This is a genomic window from Tenacibaculum sp. MEBiC06402, assembly GCF_049239625.1.
Classification (GTDB): Bacteria; Bacteroidota; Bacteroidia; order Flavobacteriales; family Flavobacteriaceae; genus Polaribacter.
On the sequence record NZ_JBMKKT010000089.1, the window covers coordinates 192682 to 214591 of the forward strand.

The 21910-nt window shown below is 30.6% G+C and carries 20 protein-coding genes; 11 read left to right on the forward strand and 9 right to left on the reverse strand.

Annotation, left to right across the window (positions count from 1 at the left end; all coding sequences use genetic code 11):
* The first annotated feature begins 23 nt into the window (after nucleotides 1-23).
* On the forward strand, nucleotides 24-2141 hold the full coding sequence (locus ACOSP6_RS05795) for a M13 family metallopeptidase (protein WP_422094900.1): 2118 nt from the start codon (nucleotides 24-26) through the stop codon (nucleotides 2139-2141).
* 64 nt (nucleotides 2142-2205) lie between these two features.
* On the forward strand, nucleotides 2206-3138 hold the full coding sequence (locus tag ACOSP6_RS05800) for an ABC transporter ATP-binding protein (RefSeq protein ID WP_422094899.1): 933 nt from the start codon (nucleotides 2206-2208) through the stop codon (nucleotides 3136-3138).
* On the opposite strand, the gene ACOSP6_RS05805 is transcribed toward ACOSP6_RS05800, so the two are convergent.
* Nucleotides 3122-3571 (reverse strand): 3-oxoacyl-ACP synthase, encoded by a 450-nt coding sequence (locus ACOSP6_RS05805; protein ID WP_422094898.1) that lies wholly within the window; start codon nucleotides 3569-3571, stop codon nucleotides 3122-3124. The two genes, ACOSP6_RS05800 and ACOSP6_RS05805, sit on opposite strands and share 17 nt — an antisense overlap.
* A complete protein-coding gene (locus ACOSP6_RS05810) occupies nucleotides 3568-4677 on the reverse strand; it encodes an NAD(P)/FAD-dependent oxidoreductase (RefSeq protein ID WP_422094897.1) in 1110 nt (369 codons plus the stop codon). Before ACOSP6_RS05810 ends, ACOSP6_RS05805 begins: the two co-directional genes overlap by 4 nt.
* Nucleotides 4678-4757: 80 nt before the next feature.
* Between ACOSP6_RS05810 and ACOSP6_RS05815 the strand changes: the two genes are divergently transcribed.
* The 6 genes from ACOSP6_RS05815 to ACOSP6_RS05840 all read left to right on the forward strand — a co-directional run bounded on the left by ACOSP6_RS05815 (nucleotide 4758) and on the right by ACOSP6_RS05840 (nucleotide 10453).
* Nucleotides 4758-5234, forward strand: a complete 477-nt coding sequence (locus ACOSP6_RS05815; RefSeq protein ID WP_422094896.1) for a hypothetical protein — start codon at nucleotides 4758-4760, stop codon at nucleotides 5232-5234.
* A gap of 100 nt (nucleotides 5235-5334) precedes the next feature.
* Nucleotides 5335-6261: a hypothetical protein gene (locus tag ACOSP6_RS05820; protein WP_422094895.1), complete on the forward strand. Its 927-nt coding sequence runs from the start codon at nucleotides 5335-5337 to the stop codon at nucleotides 6259-6261.
* 282 nt (nucleotides 6262-6543) lie between these two features.
* Entirely contained in the window at nucleotides 6544-7386 is an 843-nt protein-coding gene (locus tag ACOSP6_RS05825; protein WP_422094894.1) for an Abi family protein, read from the forward strand.
* Nucleotides 7387-7694: 308 nt separating this feature from the next.
* On the forward strand, nucleotides 7695-8453 hold the full coding sequence (locus ACOSP6_RS05830) for an SDR family NAD(P)-dependent oxidoreductase (protein ID WP_422094893.1): 759 nt from the start codon (nucleotides 7695-7697) through the stop codon (nucleotides 8451-8453).
* The gene (locus ACOSP6_RS05835) at nucleotides 8443-9312 is read left to right on the forward strand and encodes an aldo/keto reductase (RefSeq protein WP_422094892.1); all 870 of its coding nucleotides are present in this window, start codon (nucleotides 8443-8445) and stop codon (nucleotides 9310-9312) included. Before ACOSP6_RS05830 ends, ACOSP6_RS05835 begins: the two co-directional genes overlap by 11 nt.
* A gap of 1 nt (nucleotide 9313) precedes the next feature.
* Nucleotides 9314-10453: an ATP-binding protein gene (locus ACOSP6_RS05840; protein ID WP_422094891.1), complete on the forward strand. Its 1140-nt coding sequence runs from the start codon at nucleotides 9314-9316 to the stop codon at nucleotides 10451-10453.
* Nucleotides 10454-10530: 77 nt separating this feature from the next.
* Here the strand turns inward: ACOSP6_RS05840 and ACOSP6_RS05845 are convergent, their stop codons facing one another.
* Nucleotides 10531-12288, reverse strand: coding sequence for a T9SS type A sorting domain-containing protein (locus ACOSP6_RS05845; RefSeq protein WP_422095706.1), 1758 nt, complete (start codon nucleotides 12286-12288; stop codon nucleotides 10531-10533).
* A 254-nt stretch (nucleotides 12289-12542) separates the two neighbouring features.
* Between ACOSP6_RS05845 and ACOSP6_RS05850 the strand changes: the two genes are divergently transcribed.
* On the forward strand, nucleotides 12543-13238 hold the full coding sequence (locus tag ACOSP6_RS05850) for a response regulator transcription factor (RefSeq protein ID WP_422094889.1): 696 nt from the start codon (nucleotides 12543-12545) through the stop codon (nucleotides 13236-13238).
* Nucleotides 13239-13298: 60 nt separating this feature from the next.
* Entirely contained in the window at nucleotides 13299-14342 is a 1044-nt protein-coding gene (locus ACOSP6_RS05855; RefSeq protein ID WP_422094888.1) for a sensor histidine kinase, read from the forward strand.
* 4 nt (nucleotides 14343-14346) lie between these two features.
* Here ACOSP6_RS05855 and ACOSP6_RS05860 read toward each other — a convergent pair whose 3' ends face one another.
* The 3 genes from ACOSP6_RS05860 to ACOSP6_RS05870 are packed head-to-tail and all read right to left on the reverse strand — an operon-like array spanning nucleotide 14347 to nucleotide 16748.
* Nucleotides 14347-14769 carry a DUF4348 domain-containing protein gene (locus tag ACOSP6_RS05860; RefSeq protein WP_422094887.1) on the reverse strand — a complete coding sequence of 141 codons (423 nt, stop codon included), beginning with the start codon at nucleotides 14767-14769 and terminating at the stop codon, nucleotides 14347-14349.
* A gap of 29 nt (nucleotides 14770-14798) precedes the next feature.
* On the reverse strand, nucleotides 14799-16226 hold the full coding sequence (locus ACOSP6_RS05865) for an exonuclease domain-containing protein (RefSeq protein WP_422095709.1): 1428 nt from the start codon (nucleotides 16224-16226) through the stop codon (nucleotides 14799-14801).
* Nucleotides 16227-16268: 42 nt separating this feature from the next.
* On the reverse strand, nucleotides 16269-16748 hold the full coding sequence (locus ACOSP6_RS05870) for a hypothetical protein (protein ID WP_422094886.1): 480 nt from the start codon (nucleotides 16746-16748) through the stop codon (nucleotides 16269-16271).
* A gap of 368 nt (nucleotides 16749-17116) precedes the next feature.
* Between ACOSP6_RS05870 and ACOSP6_RS05875 the strand changes: the two genes are divergently transcribed.
* Nucleotides 17117-18445 (forward strand): hypothetical protein, encoded by a 1329-nt coding sequence (locus tag ACOSP6_RS05875; RefSeq protein ID WP_422094885.1) that lies wholly within the window; start codon nucleotides 17117-17119, stop codon nucleotides 18443-18445.
* Between the two features lie 75 nt (nucleotides 18446-18520).
* On the opposite strand, the gene purD is transcribed toward ACOSP6_RS05875, so the two are convergent.
* From purD to ACOSP6_RS05890, 3 genes are read right to left on the reverse strand one after another with little or no spacing between them, the layout of a single operon-like run.
* The gene (gene purD / locus ACOSP6_RS05880; RefSeq protein ID WP_422094884.1) at nucleotides 18521-19798 is read right to left on the reverse strand and encodes a phosphoribosylamine--glycine ligase; all 1278 of its coding nucleotides are present in this window, start codon (nucleotides 19796-19798) and stop codon (nucleotides 18521-18523) included.
* A 34-nt stretch (nucleotides 19799-19832) separates the two neighbouring features.
* Nucleotides 19833-20591: a glycosyltransferase gene (locus ACOSP6_RS05885; protein WP_422094883.1), complete on the reverse strand. Its 759-nt coding sequence runs from the start codon at nucleotides 20589-20591 to the stop codon at nucleotides 19833-19835.
* Nucleotides 20591-21907: an undecaprenyl-phosphate glucose phosphotransferase gene (locus tag ACOSP6_RS05890; RefSeq protein WP_422095707.1), complete on the reverse strand. Its 1317-nt coding sequence runs from the start codon at nucleotides 21905-21907 to the stop codon at nucleotides 20591-20593. Before ACOSP6_RS05890 ends, ACOSP6_RS05885 begins: the two co-directional genes overlap by 1 nt.
* Nucleotides 21908-21910 lie beyond the last annotated feature (3 nt).

The window sequence follows — 21910 nt, forward strand, 5'->3', positions numbered from 1 at the left end:
TAACCTTAATAAATTAATTCAACATGATCACACTTAAAAAAGCTCTGGTTTGTAGTGCTATTGCCTCAATTGGTATGATGGCCTGTAAAACAGAAAAAGCAGAAACTGCTGAAAAAATCCCTGGAATTGTTTTAGAAAACATGGATACATCTGTTAAACCCTCAGATGATTTCTTTAGATATGTAAACGGAAGTTGGCTAGATAAAACTGAAATTCCTGCTGATAGAACAAGATGGGGAGGATTTGGAGAACTACGTAAAAAAACGGATGCCGACGTATTAGCAATTTTAAATGAAGCTATTGAACAAGGTAATTTTCCAAAAATTAAAGACACTCAAGGAAACGAAATTGATAGCGATCAACAAAAAGCAGTAAACTATTACGAAAGTATTATGGATACTGTTACACGTAACCAACAAGGTATCGATCCTCTAAAACCTTATTTAGCTAAGATTGATGAAATCAAAACTAAAAAAGATGTAGAAGATTATATTACCAACATGGCTCCTTATGGTGGTGGTGCTTTTTACGGTTTTGGAGTTTTTAATGATTTAAAAGATAGTAAAGTAAATGCTGGTTACTTAGGTTCTGGTGGTTTAGGATTATCTAGAGATTACTATGTTGATGAAGATGAGGACACAAAAGAAAAGCTTAAAAAATATGAAGCTTTTGTAGCTAAGATGTTCCAAAAACTAGGAGAAGATGAAGCTACAGCTACCAAAAATGCAGCAACTGTTGTGGCTTTCGAAAGTAGTTTAGCAAAACCAATGATGACTAAAGAAGACAGACGTGATACAAGAAAAATGTACAACCCAATGTCTGTTGAAGAATTACAGGCTTTAGTTCCTGCTATTGATTGGAATGCACACTTAAAAGGAATTGGAGTTTTAAATTCTGAAAAAACAGAAAACGGTGGTAAAGTACTAGACAAAATCATTGTAACAGATCCAAATTACTTCAAAGAATTCAACACAATATTTGCAGAACGTTCTGTTGAAGACATGAAAACTCTTTTACGTTGGAATGCTATTAACGGAGCTGCTGGATTATTATCTACTGATTTAGAAACTGCTAACTGGGAGTTCTATAGCAGAGATTTAAGAGGCGCAAAAGAGCAAAGACCTCGTAACGAAAGAGCTTTAGCTTCTGTAAATGGTTCAATTGGTGAAGCAATTGGAAAACTATATGTGGATAAAAAATTCCCACCAGAAGCTAAACAAAAAGCTAGAGAAATGATTGATAATGTGCTTTTAGGATTTGAAAAGCGTATCAATGGTTTAACTTGGATGAGCGATTCTACAAAGCAAAAAGCTCTAGAAAAATTAAGCAAATTAACAGTTAAAATTGCCTATCCAGATAAATGGAAAGACTACTCTGCATTACAAGTAAAAGGAGTAAAAGAAGGTGGTAGCTATTTCGAAAATGCGATTAATGTTTCAAAATGGAACTATGAAAAAGATATCGCAAAATTAGGAAAACCTGTTGATAGAACAGAATGGGGAATGTCTCCTCAAACTGTAAATGCATATTTTAATCCTGTAAATAACGAGATTGTTTTCCCTGCGGCTATTTTACAACCTCCATTCTATAACTATCAAGCTGATGAAGCGGTTAACTATGGTGGAATTGGAGCTGTAATTGGACATGAAATTTCTCATAGTTTTGACGATTCGGGTGCACGTTTCGATGGAGATGGAAACTTAAATAACTGGTGGTCTGAAGAAGATGCTGCAAAGTTTGCCGCTGAAGGAAAAGCATTAATCGGACAATATGATAATTTAGTTGCTATTGATGATGTTCATGTAAACGGAACTTTCACATTAGGTGAAAACATTGGTGACTTAGGTGGTGTAAATGCTGCTTACGAAGGATTACAAATTTTCTTAGAGAAAAATGGTCGTCCTGGTAAAATTGATGGATTTACTCCTGAACAACGTTTCTTCCTTTCTTGGGGAACAATTTGGAGAACTAAAGCACGTCCTGAAGCAATTAAGAATCAAATTAAAACAGATCCTCACGCTCCAGGAAACTTTAGAGCTTATGTTCCTTTAAGAAATGTAGATGCTTTTTATGAAGCTTTCGGTATTAAAGAAGGAGATAACATGTATTTAAAACCAGAAGACAGAGTTAAAATCTGGTAATACATTTCAACAATATTTTAAAATAGCCGATACGAAAGTGTCGGTTATTTTTATTTTTGCACCTATGCTAAAAGTAAACAACATTTCTTTTTCTTACACTAAGAATAAACCAACACTTAATAATATAAGTCTTTCGTTAAAACCTGGAGAGCATTTAAGTGTTATGGGGGAAAGTGGTTGCGGTAAATCAACTTTATTAAAAGTTATTTATGGTTTACTCGATGTTGATAAAGGCACATTATTCTGGAACGACCATCAAATTTTAGGTCCTGAATACCATTTGATTCCCGGAATGGAATTCTTCAAATACGTTCCTCAAAATTTTGAATTAATGCCTTTTACTACGGTTGCAGAAAACATTTCAAAGCATCTTTCTCGTTTTTTTCCTGAGGAAGCAAAACAGCGAACTCAAGAATTACTTGAAGTTATTGAAATGGAAAAGTTCGCAAATGTAAAAGTAAAAACCTTGAGCGGCGGACAGCAACAAAGAGTTGCTATTGCAAGAGCTTTAGCAAAAGAGCCAGAATTATTATTACTTGACGAGCCTTTTAGTCAAATTGATAACTTTAAAAAAAATACGTTACGAAGAAAATTATTTCAATATCTTAAGGAGAAAAACATTGCTTGTATTGTGGCAACTCATGATGGAAGTGATGCACTTTCTTTTTCAGATCAATTAATTGTGATTAAAGATCATTCAATTCTTTCAGAAGGAAAACCTAATGAGCTTTATCAGCTTCCGTCAAATAAATACGTTGCGGCATTATTTGACGATGTTAATGAAATTAAAGTTAATGGTGAAAAAAAACTATTGTATCCTCATCAGATTAAGGTAACAGATAATTCTGACACAAAAGCTATTGTTAAGAAAAACTATTTCAAAGGAAGCTTTTGGTTAATTGAAATATTGATGGATAATCAAGTTTTATTCTTATCGCACCCCGATGCATTAACAATTGGTTCAGAAATCTACCTTACATTTAAAATATCTGAGTAATTGTTATTTCCTGTCCGTTAAAATGAATTGCATCATTTACTTTCTTTCCCAAAAGTAATTTTCCGATTGGTGAAGAACTAGAAATTACAAAGTACATTTTATTTTCAACAGAAACTGCACCAATACTAATACTTAAATAATAGGTTGCTTTATCTGTATGAACCAAACTTCCTAAGCGAACCACATCAGAAGAGTCCTCAATATTTATTCGATGTAATACTTCTTTCATTTGCTGCACTAGCTCAATTTGCTGACTTGCTTTTTCCATTTCTAATTGTAACATCGCCCTTCCAGTTTCATGTTTATCACCAGCAGAACTTTTTGTTTCTGAAAGCAGTGCTTTTTTGTTTGAAGTCATAATTTCACGAATTGTCTGTTCGCGCTTTTCAACATACAACTGACACTCTTCAAAAAGTTGTTTTTTTACACTCATACAAGATCTGCTAATTCTTTCCCTACTAAACTTCCAATAGCAACTCCCATTCCACCTAAGCGAACACCACAGTAAACATTGTTAGAAATAGGTTTTACAATACTCTTCTTCTGATTTCCAACTCCCATAATTCCGCTCCATCTATGCTCGATTTCAAAATTTGTATTTGGTAAAATTGTAGTGCTTAATAATTCTTCAAGCTTATTTTGAACTAATTCTGTTAATGAAAACTCCGTAGTTTCTTCGGCTTTAAAATCTAAATTTCTTCCACCACCAAAAAGAATTCTATTATCTATATTTCTGAAATAATAGTATCCTTTTTCTAAATGGAAAGTTCCTTTTATATGTAAATTTTTAATCGGTTTTGTAATTAGCACTTGCGCCCTAGCGGGTTTAACCTCTTCTGAAATTAATTGCTTGGAAAAGCCATTAGTGGCTATCAATAGTTTGTTGGTCGTAAAGGTTACGTCTTTAGTTTCTATAGTAACTTGATTGCCTACGTCTTCAAAATTTAAAACAGTGGTGTTATTCAATATTGAAACCCCATTCTCTTGACATTTCTTTACTAAATGAAACATCATTTTTCCAGTATCAATCTGACCTTCAAAATTGTTTACTATATAGTTTCCTTGAATGTTTTCAAACTGAAAAACATTCTCACATTCAGAGAACACATCATTTTTAAATACAGGTTTCAATAGTTTATTAATCTCCTCTTTTCGAGATAAACATTCCTCATATAATTGACTGTCATCAAATAATTCATATCCATTGTTTTGTTGAAAGTCTATATTCATATCACCTAAATTCTGACGTAAAAATTGTAATCCTTCCCATCTTCTTTTTACGAGGTTTACCACTTCTTCTTCAGAATGTGAATTTAAATCATCAATTAATTCCGATAGGCTTCCAAAACAAGCGAAGCCTGCGTTTTTTGTACTTGCTCCTTGAGGCAACATTCCTTTTTCCAAAACTAAAACTTTAGCATTTGGATATTTGCTTTTTAAATTCAGAGCACAATTCAACCCTACTATTCCACTTCCTACAATGGTAAAATCTACCTGTTGAAACCACTGTTTTATTTCCCAGTAACTTAATTGATTCATAATTTAAAACTATAAAAAAGGTTTCATATAAATTTGTACTTTGGTATAAATGTTGAAAACTCATTAGAAAAACTACCGACATGAAATTTTTTAAAATCATATCACTTCCAATATTATTAATTACACTAACAAAATGTGCAAGTTATAAATTAGAAAGTACAGCTCCTTTTAACGTAGTTTCTACCACATCCTATTCAAGAGTTGGAGGAATGCCAGGTTCTCCAGGAGGTACAGAACTTAAAATTGTATATACCGCTGATACAGATATTACATTTGACAGCATTTATTACCAAAACAAAAAAGCAAAAACTAGAACCTTTACAGAAAATAAAGAAAAAGTTGTTTCAGCAATTTTTTATAATTCAACCGTTCCTAAAGATATTCAAATGCATAGTGATACAACAAAAGAATATGGAAATTCAGCGCCAAATGATGATAAAGAAATTCCTTTTACTTTAAAAGGTGATGAACTAGTTATTAGCTACATAGAAGGAAATAAAACAAAATACTTTAAAGCTGGTCCTGTGAAAAAAGGAAAATCGATTATCATGCAATAACACTATTAATAAATATATCTGGAAGCCGCTATTTAAGCGGCTTTTTTATTTTGGCATGCATTTTGAAATGTATTTAGCATAACCATAAAAACTGATACATATGAAAACATTAAAATTACTTTTCGCACTTATAATATCCGTCTCAATCACTTCTTGTGTTGTTGTAAATGACGATCCAATTATAGACAATTATGTATCACTTGAAGAAATTGTAGGAGGATATGATTTATGGTATGTGGATTACCACAGAACAACAGGAACTGCAGAGATACCATATTTATCAAAAGCATTTACAGTATCATTTTTTAATGGTGCATTATACGCAAACAATAACATTGTTGATATCGGACATACAGGAAACGGACTAGGAATTCATGTTGGTAGTTACAGAACTTTTAATGATGGAGTTTTAGAAACAAGACATGACTTAGATGGTAACTATAGTTTTGAAGTTGTTCAAATTTCAGCTAATGAAATTAGATTAAACGATTTGCAAAGTAATGTTAGTTATATTTTAGTTGGATATCAAAGAAGTAATTTCGATTACGATATGTTATTCTATGACAACATTGAATACTTTTTACAAGAGTATGTAGCATGGGAAAGAACTGGCGCGGCAAACGGAACTGCAAACCCTTTTGACAGTGAGCATTTCCTACAATTTACACCAGAAAACAATACAACGTTTTATTCGTCTCATGATAGTTTTGGCACAAATGTTGATTTAATTAATTGGGACTATGTAGGTAGCTATCAAATTGATGATATAATTGATTATGATGATTTAAAGTTTTTAACACTTTATTATGATGGAGGAGATACTGAGGAATTTGAATTAAGCGTTATTAATGATGGAGCGATAGAGTTATTTCACTTAAATAGTAACACAACATACGTTTTCACTGGAAGAGGATTTATCCAATATTTAAGAGGAGGTGAAACAAACTCGAAACCAGCTGTAAGGAATAGTGGAAGAAAACGTACTAAAATAGAAAGAAAGAAGATAAATAGAAGAGTTTTAAAATAAAGTTTGGTTAGTTGATTTTTGGTTGGTTTTTTAAAAAAACCAATTGAAGAAACCGCCTCATCAGAAGGCGGTTTTCTCTTTTTTATAACATACTGTTTACATAAAAAGTATATTATTTATTGACAATTTATTTCCTTTTGTTTAAAAATAAAGTTTCGCATTATAGATCAATTAATTAACTTTACACTAGACTTCAACACATGTGTTTAGATTATTGCTATGATTCCCTGAAATTAATAATTAGATATCTGAAAGTATGAAGTTCCTACTAAATTTAAACTTATGGGTATAATTGCTACTAATTTTAATGAACAAATTGAGCTTTTGAAGAGTCGAGGAATGGAATTAGATTATTCAGAAGAAAAAGTAAAAGAATTTCTATTGGATATTGGTTATTATCGTTTAGGATTTTATTGGAATCCTTTTGAAATTGATGATAAACATAATTTTCAAAAAGGAACTAAATTTTCGGATATTATTAAATTGTATTATTTAGATGTAGATTTAAGAAATATATTATCTAGATATATCAATAGGATTGAGATAAACTTCAGAGCTAAAATTATTTATTATGTATCAAATAAATTTAAAGGTTCACCAACTTGGTTTTTTGATCCTGCAATAATGATGGCTTCTTTTGTTTCTCAACCCGAAAAGTATTATAATCCAAAGTTTATTAGTAATAATAAACCAATTAAAATGCATCACAGGAAGTATATAAATGATAAATATGCACCAGCATGGAAAACTCTTGAATTTTTCACTTTTGGCACTATATTAACAATATATCAAAACATTAAAGATGAAGGAATAAAAGCAAGAATATCAAATGTTTATGGGGTTAAGGATGTTAAAAAATTCATCAATCTAATGTCAAATACATTATTAATTAGAAACTTATGTGCTCATGGTGATATAATGTTTGACTTTAGGGCTCCAAAAGGATTATCAGTAATACCAGATATCACATTCAATAAAGGGGATAGAAATTCATTAGATGCAAGTATTAAAGTTATTTTATATTTTCTAGGTAAAATTTCTATTAATAGGCAAAACGATTTAGAACAAGAGCTAAAAGTTCATTTGATAAGTTTAACAAAAATGAAAACCTTAAAAAAATCATAAAAGAGAAGATAAATTATCTCGACATCTAAGTATTATTTTTAGATATCTAAAAAAATTTGTACTTTTGCATAGTAATTATTATGATTACAATAGTGCACTACTATTCAACTTTTGCTTTAGTCTCTGCACTTTAAAATATTAAAAACAAAACCTAGACTTGCTCTAGGTTTTTATGTTTAGTATCATCTATTTTTTCTAAATGCCTGTTTCAATTAAAAGTTTTTTTTCTGAAAATTGTTGATTCAACAAATAGTTTTTTTCATCAATTAGGTCAATTTCTATACCTTTATAAAAAACTAAAATTACACATGTCTTTAACTGCTTTTATTACGGGAGCTACCTCTGGAATAGGGAAAGCTACGGCATATTTGTTTGCTCAAAATAAAATACGATTAGTGTTATGTGGTCGTAGAGAAGAGAAACTTCAAGAAATCAAAAACGAGCTTTCGAAACTTACCGAAGTTCACACATTACAATTCGATGTTCGTTTTAAAGAACACGTTTTTTCTGCTATTGAAAACTTACCTAAAGAATTTAAGGATATTGATATACTTATTAATAATGCTGGAAATGCTCATGGATTAGCAACTATTCAAGATGGAAGTATTGATGACTGGGATGCTATGATTGATGGGAACGTTAAAGGTTTACTTTACGTTTCAAAAGCAATTATTCCTAATATGATCGAAAGAAATAACGGGTTTATAGTAAATGTTGGTTCTATTGCAGGAAAAGAGGTGTATGCCAAGGGAAATGTATATTGCGCATCAAAGTTCGCTGTAAACGCTTTAAATAAAGGAATGCGTTTAGATTTAAACCAATATAATATTCGCGTTAGTGCCATTCATCCTGGATTGGTAGAAACAGAATTTTCTGATGTTCGTTTTAAAGGAGATACTGACAGAGCGAAAAAAGTATATCAGGGTTATAAAGCTTTGCAACCTGAAGATATTGCAGATATTATTCATTTTGTAGTTACCAGACCTTATCATGTGAATATTGAAGATTTAATTGTTTATCCTACAGCACAAGCAAGTGCTACTTTACTTAATAAAAATGAAGACTAAACTTTCAGATATTATTATTGGTTGTATGTCATGGGGAATTTGGGGAAAAGATTTTTCAACCAAAGAAATGGATGAACTTATCCAATTATGTATTGACCAAGGTAATACAACTTTCGATCATGCAGATATTTACGGTGGTTATACTACAGAAGCTGCTTTCGGAAAGGCTTTTTCACAAAGCGGAATTAAACGTGAACAAGTTCAATTAATTTCAAAATGTGGAATTCAGTATAAAACTGAAAATAGAGATAATCGAATTAAGCATTACGACTATTCGAAAGAATATATTATTTGGAGTGTTGAGCAATCTCTAAAAAATTTACAAACTGATTATTTAGATGTCCTATTACTTCACCGACCTAGTCCATTGATGCAAGCGGATGAAATTTTAGAAGCAATTTCACAATTACAAAAACAAGGCAAAATAATTGATTTTGGTGTATCGAACTTTTTACCCAGCCAAATGGAATTAATTCAAAAGGAAATTTCAATTACTTGTAATCAATTTGAATTTTCTCTGGTTCAAAACACTGCAATTGACAATGCTACTTTAGATTATGTTTTAAGAAACAATATCACAGCTATGAGTTGGAGTCCACTTGGAGGATTCTTTTCACTTGATAACGAACAAGCTTCAAGAATAAAAGAAGCTCTTCAACCGATGTTAGAAAAATATAATGCTACAGAAGATCAATTATTGTTAGCTTGGATTTTAAAACATCCTGCCAATGTAATTCCCGTGGTTGGAACTTCGAATATAGAACGTATAAAAATTGCGAATGCTGCTAAAGAAATTCAATTAGATTTACAAGATTGGTTCATTCTTTATGAAGCTAGCAGAGGACATAAAGTAGCTTAAAATGGTAAACAAACGCTTACTTATTAAAAATCTTCTTTCTCATAATGATGAAAATAGTTTTTATGATAAGAAGCAAAAACTAACGCTAAGTTCTAAAGAAGGAAAAGCTAAATTTATAAAACATGTTTGTGCTTTATCAAATTCGAACCCTGATAATAATTCCTATATTTTAATAGGTATTCGAGATGAAGACAATGAAATCATGGGCGTTGATTTTTTCGATGATAGTAAAATTCAGAATTTAGTAAATGCTTACTTAATAAATCCTCCAAAAATTCAGTACGAAAACATTCCTTTTCCTGGTTTACCAAGATATAAAGTTGTTGGCCTGGTAACTATTTTACCAAATCAAAAAACCTCTAGTTTGGCTAAAACAGCTTGGAAATATCCAAAAGGTTCAACATTTTATAGAAGAGGAAGTAATTCGGTTCCTATTAATGATGATTTCGAATTAAAAAACACAAATTGCGATATTGTTGAAGCTATTGAAAAAAATGCTAGTAATAATATTCAATTAACATTAGATGGTGTTTTCGATTTTATCAATCGGCATAAAGAAGAATATAATCCACAATATAAAGTGTTTAAAGAACAGTTTGTTTTATGCTGGGCTGGAAAAAAAACTATTATTAACGACGAAGAGTTTTATTCGAGAGTAGATATTGAGTTAATAAATGAGCAAGTACAATTATTCTACTCTGCCCTAGATGAAGTTCAAATTAAAATAAATGATCATTCTTTTATTATTGTTGAATATGTATTATTGGGGTTAGAGAAAAAAGAAGCTCGTTATCCTCTGGAAAAAACAATTATTCATTTTAAAAACAACGGAAAATTAGAACTTATAAAAGAGTTTTTGTTTGAACCTCCAGTTTTCGATAGTAATATTATCGAACATATATACGAAAGCAGTAACAATATCATTTCTAATATTGAAAATAACATTCCATTGTCTGTTACGGAGCATGAAGACGTTTCTAGGCTTCCAAATAATTATTTGATTTGTTATTTAAACGGATATTTAGACGCAAAGGAACAGCTAGAAAAAGCAAAAAAATATATTCGCAACTTAGATGATAAAACGACTTACATAAAATACAAAGATGTAATAAGAGTTCTAAGAAAAGTTAAATATCATTAGTTTGGAAAAGTGTCTTAAAAACAAAAGAGCCTTTATAAAAATAAAGGCTCTTTTAATTTTCTATTATAAGATAAAAATTACTTAATAAGTAACTTTTTAGAAGCTGTTTTACCTTCCTCAACAACTTTTAAAATATAAATTCCTGCATTTAAAGAAGGAACACTAATATCATTGTTTAGTCCATTAACTTCGGTAGTATAAACCTTTTTCCCTAAAACATTAAAAATTTGAACCGACTTAGTTGTAAACGAAGAAGTCGTTATTTTAAATGTTTTTCCTTCAACTGGGTTAGGATAAACACTGAAGCCTTCTATATTATTATCTTTTAATCCTAAAACTAAACCAGCTAATTCAATAGCTGTAACTTGTGGGTCTCCTCTAAACTCTCCGCCTAAAACAGTCATATCAACACCAGTTGATGGTATTGTAGTTCCTATATAATCAGCACTTGAAAAATTAGTTCTAAAAGTAGAGGTAGTACCTCCACTTGTAATCTCATAATTTTGACCAGCTGCAAAAGTTGCTCCTCCATCAGTAAAAACAACATTTTGTATTGTAATTAATTCTGATTCATAATTGTCCCAACTTGCTTCAAAATCAGCTAAAGTAACTACTTCGGGTGTAATAGTGTTTCCCGTTGAAGAAGCTGTTCCTGGGTCCTCCGCTGGTACAAATTGCGATACATCATTAAACGAAGTTAACTGACCTTTCAAACCTGTGATTCCATCGTATATATTGTATGTTGTTGTAATAGTTCCAGCACTATCATCAATTAAAATTCCTGCGCTAGCGTCTTGGATATATCTTTGGTTTCTACTATTTCCAGTATTGTATGAAAGAATTACCTCACCAGTAACTTCAAAATAATCACCCTCTGTTCCAGCTCTAACAGCAGCTAAATTTGCTACTTGAGTATAAGAAGCAATTGTAAAGTTAACTGTAGCAGAAACAGCTGGATTTAATGAAGCTCCAGAATTATCAACTAATTCCGCAGTTACTGCATAAGCACCAGGAGTTAATGATGTTAATGCAATATCTGTTGTGTCAAATTTATCTGTAGGAGTTCCAGAATTCACGGTGTATTTAATAAAACCATCTCCTGCTCCACCAGCAGCTACGTTAAAGTTATTAACTGAAAGTGCTACATCAACACTAGTAGTTTCAGGAGAAAAAGTAGTATTATCGGATGGAGACGAGATTGCCAATGTTGGTGGTGAAGTAATTGCACCATCAACCAGTCTTATGTTATCTACTGCAATATCCTCATCACCTGCACCTAGGCCGTCAAAAACAAGTCTAACATCAATAAGATTACCTGTTCCTAGAGAAATAATAAATTCCGAAAAGGCAGCTGTCAAAGCTTGTCCATCACCGATACCATCAAAATCAGTGTCTTGCATTGGTGCAGAAACATTAAATCCTGAAGCTGCATTAGTAGCAAACTGTAATACTTTCGTAAAACTTCCAGAATTGTCATAATCAACCTCGACGTAAAATAAATCGCCACCATCCCAATCAAAATTAGTATCACTAGGTTGGTCTTCTGCTAATAATAAAGCTAAATTCAAGTTTGTTGCACCTGAAATATCAATATCATCAAAAGTTAACGTTTGAATATCATTACCAGCACCACATTCAGTTGCATCTATGTCCATAGCTGCAAAATAGAAGCTGCCATCTTGACCAGATACTTCATAGAAAGAACCTATATCACTACCGTCAGTTCTTGTAAAGAAATCTCCTGAACCATCGTTACAAGTTATAGAAGAAGTACCACTATTTCCTGTTTCAAAAGATTCTTGGAAAAGTGTAGTTTGACCAAATACTGTATTCATTAAAAACAGTAATGTTAAACTTAAAAAGTAATTTTTTCTCATATTTTCATTTAATTTAAAAGAAGCTCTCAAAATTAGGGAATTATCTGACTTATTGTTAGTTTTTTTAGATTAATTTACTGTTAAGTATCTCTTTTTTAAAATGATTCAATAAATTATTATTAATATTAAATCAACATTAAGTTAAAGTGCCATTAACCATTTTTGTTATTAAATCGTTACTTTTGGGTTGATTTTAAATCAAATTTAAACCTATGAATACTAACGACATTAAGATTTTATTAGTTGATGATGAACCAGATATTTTAGAGATTGTTGGTTACAATCTTAGATCAGAAGGTTATCAGGTTTTTACAGCAACTAACGGAGCAGAAGGTGTTAAAATAGCGCGAAAAATTACTCCTCATTTAATCTTGTTAGATATAATGATGCCGGAAATGGACGGTATCGAAGCTTGTGAAAAAATAAGAAATATTAAACCTTTAGAAAACGTAATCATTTCTTTCTTAACTGCTAGAGGAGAGGATTATTCTCAAGTTGCTGGTTTTGACGCTGGTGCTGATGACTACATTACAAAACCAATTAAACCTAAGGTTTTGGTTAGTAAAATTAAATCGCTTTTAAGACGTTTAAAAACCGATACTGTTTCTGAAGTAACTACTAAAATTGGTGATATTCTTATTAATAGAGATGAGTATGTAGTGTTTAAAGGAGAAGAGAAAATTACATTACCAAGAAAAGAATTTGAGTTATTCTCTTTATTGACTTCAAAACCTGGAAAAGTGTTTAAAAGGGAAACTATTTTAGATAGCGTTTGGGGAAATGAAGTTGTTGTAGGAGGAAGAACCATTGATGTACATATTCGAAAACTAAGAGAAAAAATTGGCGATCACTACTTTAAAACAGTAAAAGGAGTGGGTTATAAGTTTGTGCTTGACACCGACAAATAATCAGTTAATTTTTATATTATTATTTATGAGTTTGCCCCTTAAAGGGCATTCTTGCTTTTTATGAAAAAACTAAAAAAGACATATAATTACGCATTTATATCAGCGTTATACTTAACAATATTATCGGTAACTATTGCCGTTTTTTCATACCTATACTTTTTCCAATCGCTTGGTTTAGTATCCATAATTATTTTTGGAATTATTCTTTTTATTATTTCATTCTTTGTAATTCAATACAGAGCGGAGCACTTTATTTATCAAAGAGTTAAAAAACTATATAAAGATATTTCTATTCTAGATGTTGAGGATTTAAAACGCGATAAGGTAACAACCGACATCGAGGCTTTTACTAAAACCGTTCAGGATTATGTAGAAGATAAAAAAGAAGAAATTGCTAACTTAACTGAGAGAGATTCTTTTCGTAGAGATTTTTTAGGAAATGTTGCTCACGAATTAAAAACCCCTCTGTTTACTGTTCAAGGATATATTTTAACTTTAATTGAAGGTGCTGCTGAAGATAAAGTAATTCGTGATAAATATTTAGAACGAGCAAATAAAGGAGTAGAACGTTTAACTTCTATCGTTAAAGATTTGGATATGATTGCCAAATTAGAAACGGATGGAATGAAAATGAAAATTGAGCCTTTTAATATTCTGGAATTAATTCAAACGGTATTTGATTTGTTTGAAATGAAAGCTAAGAAAAAGAATATAAAATTGGTTTTTGATAAACTTTACGAATTCCCAATTTTTGTAAAAGGTGATGTTGAACGCATAGAGCAAGTACTAATTAACTTAGTTGTAAACTCCATTAAATATGGAAAAGCAGGTGGAGTTACAACAGCCTCTGTAGAAGCTTATAACGAAAACAAGTACGTTATTAAAATTATTGATAACGGTGAGGGAATTAAACAAGAACATATCCCTAGACTGTTTGAGCGTTTTTACAGGGTCGACCAAAGTAGATCAAGAGAACAAGGTGGTTCTGGTTTAGGTTTATCTATTGTTAAGCACATTATTGAAGCACATAACGAAACCATTTTACTTAAAAGTACTTTTGGTGAAGGTTCTGAGTTTTCATTTACTTTAGAAAAGGCTACTTAAAAAATTAAGCTGACTCATCTTTTATTAAAGTTAATTTCCAACATCCTTTTATTCTCTCAAACTGATACACAACATTAATTCCATTATCAATTCCAATTAGTTTGTATAATTTTTTCTGGTTACTTGTTACTATTATTACTTCATATTGATCATACTCTCTATCTTTAGCTTTTGAATCTTCAGTGAAATCTATGAACTTCCATTCAGTTTGATTTTTATAAACTTTGGTTTCAATTGAACTTGTTTCTAAATCTTTAACATAAGTCAATTTTAAAGGATATTTTATGTTTTCCTTTTGAAACTTTTCATTAATCGAGAACTTTTCAAAAAAACTTTCAAACGTTGAAGTGCAATTATCCCTTACTCTTGATTGAGAAAAAGTTAAACTACTGGAAATAAGAAAAACAATAATAGTTATGTATTTCATAAGCAATGTAAATTTATTCTTGTTCATATTTAAAATAGGCTACCTAATTCTTTATGTTCTAAATAATAAATTGATTCTGGTTTCTTTCTTAAATGAGAGTTTAAAATACGTCGAATATCTTGATTATCTTTTTGCGGTTTTAAGTGTTCTAAATATACTTTTGAGGTGATAGAATTTTCTGTTTTACGCATATAACCGTATCCTTCGTATGCTCCATTTAAAACTAACGCGTAACTAAATTCATCTTTCGTTTTTCCTTCTTCCTTAATAATAAAATTATCTGTTTCAAAAGAAATTGAAGCTATCGCTTCTAGTACTCTATTGTTATATTCTTCAACGTCTTCTTCTTCCCTACAAACTCCTTTGCACTGCTTTATTTGATAATGAAAACAACTGCTTACATTGGTTTGTAAATGACAATATTTAGGACATAACTCAAACTCTTTGCATAAATACTCGAGGAAACTTCTCGCTTGAGAAACAGAGTAAAACTTCATTAAAGGTTGACTAATCATTTTTACATTGTTCCAAGCCAAATGCATTATTCCTTTTCGGTCTTTATAACTGAACAGCCCATAATTTGATGCTGTTCTTCTTTGAGCTCTATTAAACTTTGGATACAATCTTTTTATTTCTGCTGATTCCTCCAATAGGGCAATTAATTCACTTCCCGTTTCGGTAAAAGTTATGTTTGCAGTTGCTAAACACATTTCTATTTCACGTTTCTTTTTATCATGAAAATGACTAACAACTCGTTGTTTTATATTATTCGCTTTTCCTACATAAATTACCTCCTTGTCTTTATTCCAAAAATAATAGACTCCATGCTTTTCTGATAAACCATCAAAAACTTTCTTAGGTAAAAGTGGCGGTAATGTTGCTTCTCTTGAGCGCGGATTTAAAAATGAATTAATTACTTCAAAATCGTTTGCACTGTCTATTGCTAATAGTTTTTTGAATAAAATTACCGTTGCTTCAGCATCTCCTCTTGCCCTATGTCGCGCTTTAATTTCTATTCCTTCAGAAATACACAATTTCCCAAGACTATAAGATCTTTTACCAGGTAGTAATTTTCGCGATAAACGAACTGTACATAACTTTTTTCTGCGATACGTAAGTCCTAACGATTTGAATTCTTTACCTATAATTCCATAATCAAAATTTACGTTGTGAGCTACAAAAACACAACCTTCAGTTATCTGGTAAATTCGTTTGGCAACCTCTTCAAATCGTGGTGCATCTTTTACCATGAAATTGTTAATACCTGTAAGCCGTGTAATATATGTTGGAATGAAAGTTCCCGGATTTATCAGGGTTGTAAATTCGTCTACAACCTGTTCTCCATCAAAAACAAAAATACTTATCTCTGTAATTTTTACACCACCATCTGTTTCTATGTCAATAATTGCATATTTCACATTTGTAAAAATACGATTATGATGAAAAAAATAAAAGATGAGAGTTCCTGATCTATAACTTTGTTGTTATTTAAACTCCTTTTAATTTATATTGTTTGAAAGTTCATTTAATACATATCCGAAAACAGAAACATCTATTGGATTTGGATGAACAATGGTACTTAAATTTGTTTCTCCATACAAGGTTCCATCTTCACTTTGATAATAAAAATACATTGGTTTTCCTGCAGAAAAAGCATTTCTGAAAATAGCATAATCAGAATCCCAATTAATATAGTTTTTATGATAAATATGCCGATTGAAAGCACGATTTAAAACAGTATTGTCATTATCAATTTTAGACTTGCTGCTTAAAAGTTTATTCTTTTCAATAATTAGATATTCTTTATTCTCAATTGAGACAAGCACATACGATTTTGGAACGTTATTTTTGAAGTATTGTTTTATAACCAATTGTGCTAACTTATAATCTTTACTTGCTTGCGAGTTTAGATTACTGGGCAACAAAATAAAGATTATACATAAAAGAGCGCCTGTAAAAAAGTGGGGATGTAGCTTCATTTCTTTTTCGTAACTATATGGTTGATTATAATTTTTTTATTCATCTTATACGTTAAACATGTTTTTCTATTATTTGTTTAACTTAATTTATAACAACATTAACAATTAATCTTTTTGCTTTTAGAATTTTAGTATAACTATAACGATACTTTAACAGAAAGCATAGATTGAACCTTGCTTTTTATAGTAAAAACAGTTTCTTAAACCTAACTGTAGGTGCTTATTTAAGTTCTTAAATTTGAGTAAATGTTACTATGAATTATTTAGATTTTTAATATTCTTTTTGAAACAAAAAACAACGTCATATTTTATAATATTAAAATTCTTCTCTATGTTGGTTTTGTTATACCTTTGTTTTAAAAAAATCTATGAATCAGAAGTATTACTTTTTCTTTTTAGTATTTGTTATTTTCATTTCCAGCTGCTCAAATGAAGAAACAATAAAACCAAAGCCTGAATTTTCCATTTCTTCTTATAACAGTTTTATAGGAGATACCCTAACAATTAAAGGAACAAATCTAAATGAACTAGGAAAAATTAGTATTTATAATGAAAGTATTGATCCTATTTTTAGTACAGAACCAGAAGTGATTTCTAAGAGTGATACGGAAATTAAATTTATTGTCCCTTTTTTGTATGACGAGATAGCAACTATTTATTTCAATTCTGATACGGAACCTATTAACTTTAATTTGTTTGGCTATATCCCTTACAAATTCGAAAATAACGGAAGTATTTATCGATATTCCGAGGTATCCCAAATACTAAATGATAATATTGCCTTTTGTTACGATGACAATACTAATCGAAGATTCAAACTAATCAACAATTATAATAATATTGTTAATTTACCTTCTGATAATTCTGATAACTATAACCGTATTTACTATGCTGATGAAAACTCAGGATATATTTTAAGTAGTACTGATTATAGTTTAGCTGATGACATTTATTCTTTTAATGGAGATATAAACAATAAAAGTTTTTTGTTCAGTATTAAACATGAAGATATTAACAGCTCTGGTATAAGTAAAATTAAATTCATTTCAGAAAGTTTAGTCTATGTAATGACAAGTTCAGGAGAAATGTTTCAAGTTTTAAATGAAGTTGTAACACCGCTACAAAATTTATATCCTGAATTGAATAATACATCTTATTTAAACCCAGTATACCAAAGTCAAACAATCGATACTTTCGAAGTTTTAGATGACAATTCTATAATAATTGCTCCTCAGAATCAAAATTATATTATCAGAATAAATGATGATGGAGTGAGTGAAACTACTTTTGGTGGTAAAACCAATTATTACAACAATTTTGATAACACATTTATTACACCAAAATTTTATAAAAACAATGGTGCTTTTTACTCCAGCGCTGAACAAAAGATATACAAAAGCACAGATTATGGAAAGACTTGGACAGCCTATAATTTAGGGATTCCAACCAATGATAACATTTTTGTTGAATATTTAGGAGGAGATCAATTTATTCTACATCAATATCTTACAAATACTAATAATATAGATTTAAAATCTAGGTATATAAGTACCGACAACGGTAATAATTGGAGAAAAATATTTCATACTTCTAGATGGGGAGATATACAAAGTATTCAGATGTACGACAAGTATGGATTGACTACAACAAGTACTTTCGGAATGGTAAAATTTAAAAAGTTTCCAAATAATTTTTAGAGGGAGTATAACTCACTAATTGACAATTTATAAAACAAAAGCTCCTTAGAATTCTAAGGAGCTTTTGTTTTATATTTATGCTTTCAAATCAAAACCAATATCCTTTCGGTAGTTGATTTTTTCAAATGAGATTTTATCGATATTGTTATACGAGATTTTTAATGCTTCTTCAATCGTATCTCCAAAAGATGTAACCGCAATTACACGTCCTCCATTTGTAACTATTTTATCCCCGTCATTTTTTGTTCCTGCATGAAAAACTAAGGAACCTTCAACATTCTCTAAACCTGCAATTTCTTTTCCTTTTTCATACGCTTCAGGATAACCGCCAGAAACTAACATTACAGTAGTAGCTGTTTTGTCAGTAACACTAAAGCTTTTTTCTTCAAGGTTTTGATTCGCCACTCCTTCAAATAACTCTAATAAATCAGATTCGATTCTTGGCAAAACAACTTCTGTTTCAGGGTCTCCCATACGAACATTGTATTCAATAACAAAAGGATCTCCAGCTACATTCATCAATCCAATAAAAATGAAACCTCTATAATCAATGCCATCTTTTTGTAACCCGTTTACAGTTGGTTTTATAATTCGTTCTTCAACTTTAGATAGGAAATCATCATTTGCAAATGGAACTGGCGAAATGGCTCCCATTCCTCCTGTATTTAAACCAGTATCTCCTTCTCCAATTCGCTTATAATCTTTTGCTGATGGTAATACTTTATAATTTTTTCCATCTGTTAAAACAAAAACAGACAATTCAATTCCTTTTAAAAATTCCTCGATAACAACTGTTGCAGAAGCTGCTCCGAATTTTTGATTTGTAAGCATTTCTTTTAGCTCAGCTTTTGCTTCTGATAAATCATCTAAAATTAGCACTCCTTTTCCTGCTGCTAATCCGTCAGCTTTTAAAACAAACGGTGGATTTAGGGTTTCTAAAAAGGCATATCCTTCTTCTAAAGTTTCGCTTGTGAATGATTGGTACTTTGCAGTTGGAATATTGTGTTTTTCCATGAACTGCTTTGAAAAATCTTTACTTCCTTCTAATAAAGCCCCGTCTTTTTTAGGGCCAATAACTGGGATTGATTTTAACTCATCATCTGCTAAAAAGAAATCATGTACACCTTCAACTAAAGGAGCTTCTGGTCCCACTACAACCATGTTAATATCTTGCTCTAGTACTACTTTTTTTATCGCGTTAAAATCCGTTGGATTAATTTCAATATTTATTGCGATTTCATTTGTTCCTGCATTTCCAGGAGCTACAAAAAGTTTATTGATTTTTTTACTCTGTAATAGCTTGTGTGTAAAAGCATGTTCTCTTCCTCCAGAACCTAAAACTAAAATATTCATGTGTGTGTTGTGTGTTATTGAGCTGCAAATATAGCTATAACCATTTTAAAAAATACTTCACTGCAGATGAGAAATGATAGAAAAACAACCTACTGCTTTTAGCTGATTCTTTCCTAAGAACATGAGTAATATAAACCTTTGGGTAATATAATTTTTTCTTACCCAATGTATCTATCTTTTTGCAGATATCGATATCTTCTAAGTACATAAAATATCGTTCATCGAATCCCTGAATATTTATAAAATCTTTGGTTTTGAATAACAAAAAACTTCCATGAATTGCATCAGGATAAAAAGGTTTCGATAAATCTATGTTTCTATACTCTCCTTTGTGAATCCTACTTTTATAAATATTGAACTTTCTAATTATTAAATCAAAAAATGAAGGGTATTTTCGAACAGAATATTGATGGCTTCCATTAGGAAATTTTACTGCAGGAGCAATAAGAGCTACCTCTTCGTTTCGCTCCAACTCATTTACCAATTCTTCCAAAATCTCTGAAGTAAAGTTAGTATCTGGATTCAGTACTAAATGATATTTCGAGTGCTCTTCAATTTGGTGAATTATGAGGTTCTGTGCTTTGGTAAAGCCTAGGTTTTTCTCATTAAAAATATAGGTAATTTCAGGATGATTTTGCAGAAACCGATTTAATAAAGGTTTCGGAGAATTATCAACTAAAAAGAGATGTTTGGTTAATGAAGTTCCTAGAAAAGAATGAACAGCTCGAAGTAAGACTTCTTCTTGCTCTTTATACAATACAATGGTGGCAGATATTTGAATCTTATGATGCATTAGTATGCGTTTTCATCTCCTTTAAAAATACTTAGAACTGTGCTTACAACAATTTTCACATCTAACATAAACGACCAATTTTCGATGTAAAAAATATCTAATCGCACTCTATTTTTAATATCTGATTTCTTTTTAATCTCTCCTCGATACCCACTTATCTGTGCCAATCCCGTAATTCCAGGCTTTACGGCGTGTCTTTCTAAATAGTTATCTACGTCTTTTTGATATTCAATGGCTAAACTCTCTAAATGAGGACGTGGACCAACTACACTCATACTTCCTAACAATACATTAAAAAATTGCGGAATTTCATCCAAGCTTGTTTTTCTGAGAAAACTACCAATTTTAGTTACTCTGCTATCATTTTTAGTTGCGTGAATTTTATCTGCCTGGTTATTCATTCTCATAGATCTGAATTTATAACACACAAACTCTTCACCATTAAAACCCTCTCTTTCTTGTTTAAAAATTGCGGGACCTTTTGACTCTAGTTTAATTAAAACCCATAAAATCGGGTATAACCACGAAATAATAAATAAGCATACAAATGAAGAGAAAATAATATCAAAAGCACGTTTAATAATCTTGTTCTCTGGTAAATCAAATGGAAGCTTTTTTACACTTAATACTTTTAATGTTTCATCATAAAACTCAACATTTCTACTTTTACTATAAAATTCTTTAGAGTCTGGAATCAACTTTAAAGTAATGTTATGTAAACTAGAATATTTGGTCAATTTTTTAAGTTGAGATTTTTTTAAATGAGACAATGTAGCATAAACTTCATCTACTTTTTCAACCTTTAAATAACCATAAAAGTCTTCCTCATTTCCTAAATAGTTTGTGTCTTCTGAGATCTTACTTGAGAAGAAACCTAAGTAAGAATATCCTAAACTTGATTTATTTTGAAAAAGCTTTATCATTTTTTTAGCCGTATCATCTTTTTCAAAAAAGATGACTCTTTTGAAATTACTTCCAGATTGTCTAATCTTTTTTTGTAAAATAAAAAATGCTACTTTAATTAAAGCTAAAGAACCCAAAGTAATCACTAAGGTTTTAAATTGAGTGTTTACAATTTCTCCTTCTTTAAAAATTCCGAAATAGGCAAAAAAACCAAGTATAAAAAAAAGAGCCTGGACTACTGTGAGCTTCAGTAATCTATATACATTGGTAAATCGATATACTTTGTAATAGTTGGTAATAACAGATGTTATTAACCAAAAAATAGAAATATACGCATGGAATTGTAAACTTTGATGTACTTTTTCAAAAACAAAAAACACAACAATATTTATTAGTAGCAAGTCTACTAACATAAG

Excerpts from the sequence above, each read along its gene's own strand:
- ACOSP6_RS05805 (WP_422094898.1), bottom strand. The coding sequence starts at position 3,571 with ATGAGTGTAAAAAAACAACTTTTTGAAGAGTGTCAGTTGTATGTTGAA.
- ACOSP6_RS05795 (WP_422094900.1), top strand. The coding sequence starts at position 24 with ATGATCACACTTAAAAAAGCTCTGGTTTGTAGTGCTATTGCCTCAATT.
- purD (WP_422094884.1), bottom strand. The coding sequence starts at position 19,798 with ATGAATATTTTAGTTTTAGGTTCTGGAGGAAGAGAACATGCTTTTACA.
- ACOSP6_RS05810 (WP_422094897.1), bottom strand. The coding sequence starts at position 4,677 with ATGAATCAATTAAGTTACTGGGAAATAAAACAGTGGTTTCAACAGGTA.
- ACOSP6_RS05875 (WP_422094885.1), top strand. The coding sequence starts at position 17,117 with ATGAATCAGAAGTATTACTTTTTCTTTTTAGTATTTGTTATTTTCATT.
- ACOSP6_RS05860 (WP_422094887.1), bottom strand. The coding sequence starts at position 14,769 with ATGAAATACATAACTATTATTGTTTTTCTTATTTCCAGTAGTTTAACT.
- ACOSP6_RS05890 (WP_422095707.1), bottom strand. The coding sequence starts at position 21,907 with ATGTTAGTAGACTTGCTACTAATAAATATTGTTGTGTTTTTTGTTTTT.
- ACOSP6_RS05870 (WP_422094886.1), bottom strand. The coding sequence starts at position 16,748 with ATGAAGCTACATCCCCACTTTTTTACAGGCGCTCTTTTATGTATAATC.
- ACOSP6_RS05800 (WP_422094899.1), top strand. The coding sequence starts at position 2,206 with ATGCTAAAAGTAAACAACATTTCTTTTTCTTACACTAAGAATAAACCA.
- ACOSP6_RS05825 (WP_422094894.1), top strand. The coding sequence starts at position 6,544 with ATGGGTATAATTGCTACTAATTTTAATGAACAAATTGAGCTTTTGAAG.
- ACOSP6_RS05840 (WP_422094891.1), top strand. The coding sequence starts at position 9,314 with ATGGTAAACAAACGCTTACTTATTAAAAATCTTCTTTCTCATAATGAT.
- ACOSP6_RS05850 (WP_422094889.1), top strand. The coding sequence starts at position 12,543 with ATGAATACTAACGACATTAAGATTTTATTAGTTGATGATGAACCAGAT.
- ACOSP6_RS05815 (WP_422094896.1), top strand. The coding sequence starts at position 4,758 with ATGAAATTTTTTAAAATCATATCACTTCCAATATTATTAATTACACTA.
- ACOSP6_RS05835 (WP_422094892.1), top strand. The coding sequence starts at position 8,443 with ATGAAGACTAAACTTTCAGATATTATTATTGGTTGTATGTCATGGGGA.
- ACOSP6_RS05845 (WP_422095706.1), bottom strand. The coding sequence starts at position 12,288 with ATGAATACAGTATTTGGTCAAACTACACTTTTCCAAGAATCTTTTGAA.
- ACOSP6_RS05820 (WP_422094895.1), top strand. The coding sequence starts at position 5,335 with ATGAAAACATTAAAATTACTTTTCGCACTTATAATATCCGTCTCAATC.
- ACOSP6_RS05855 (WP_422094888.1), top strand. The coding sequence starts at position 13,299 with ATGAAAAAACTAAAAAAGACATATAATTACGCATTTATATCAGCGTTA.
- ACOSP6_RS05830 (WP_422094893.1), top strand. The coding sequence starts at position 7,695 with ATGTCTTTAACTGCTTTTATTACGGGAGCTACCTCTGGAATAGGGAAA.
- ACOSP6_RS05885 (WP_422094883.1), bottom strand. The coding sequence starts at position 20,591 with ATGCATCATAAGATTCAAATATCTGCCACCATTGTATTGTATAAAGAG.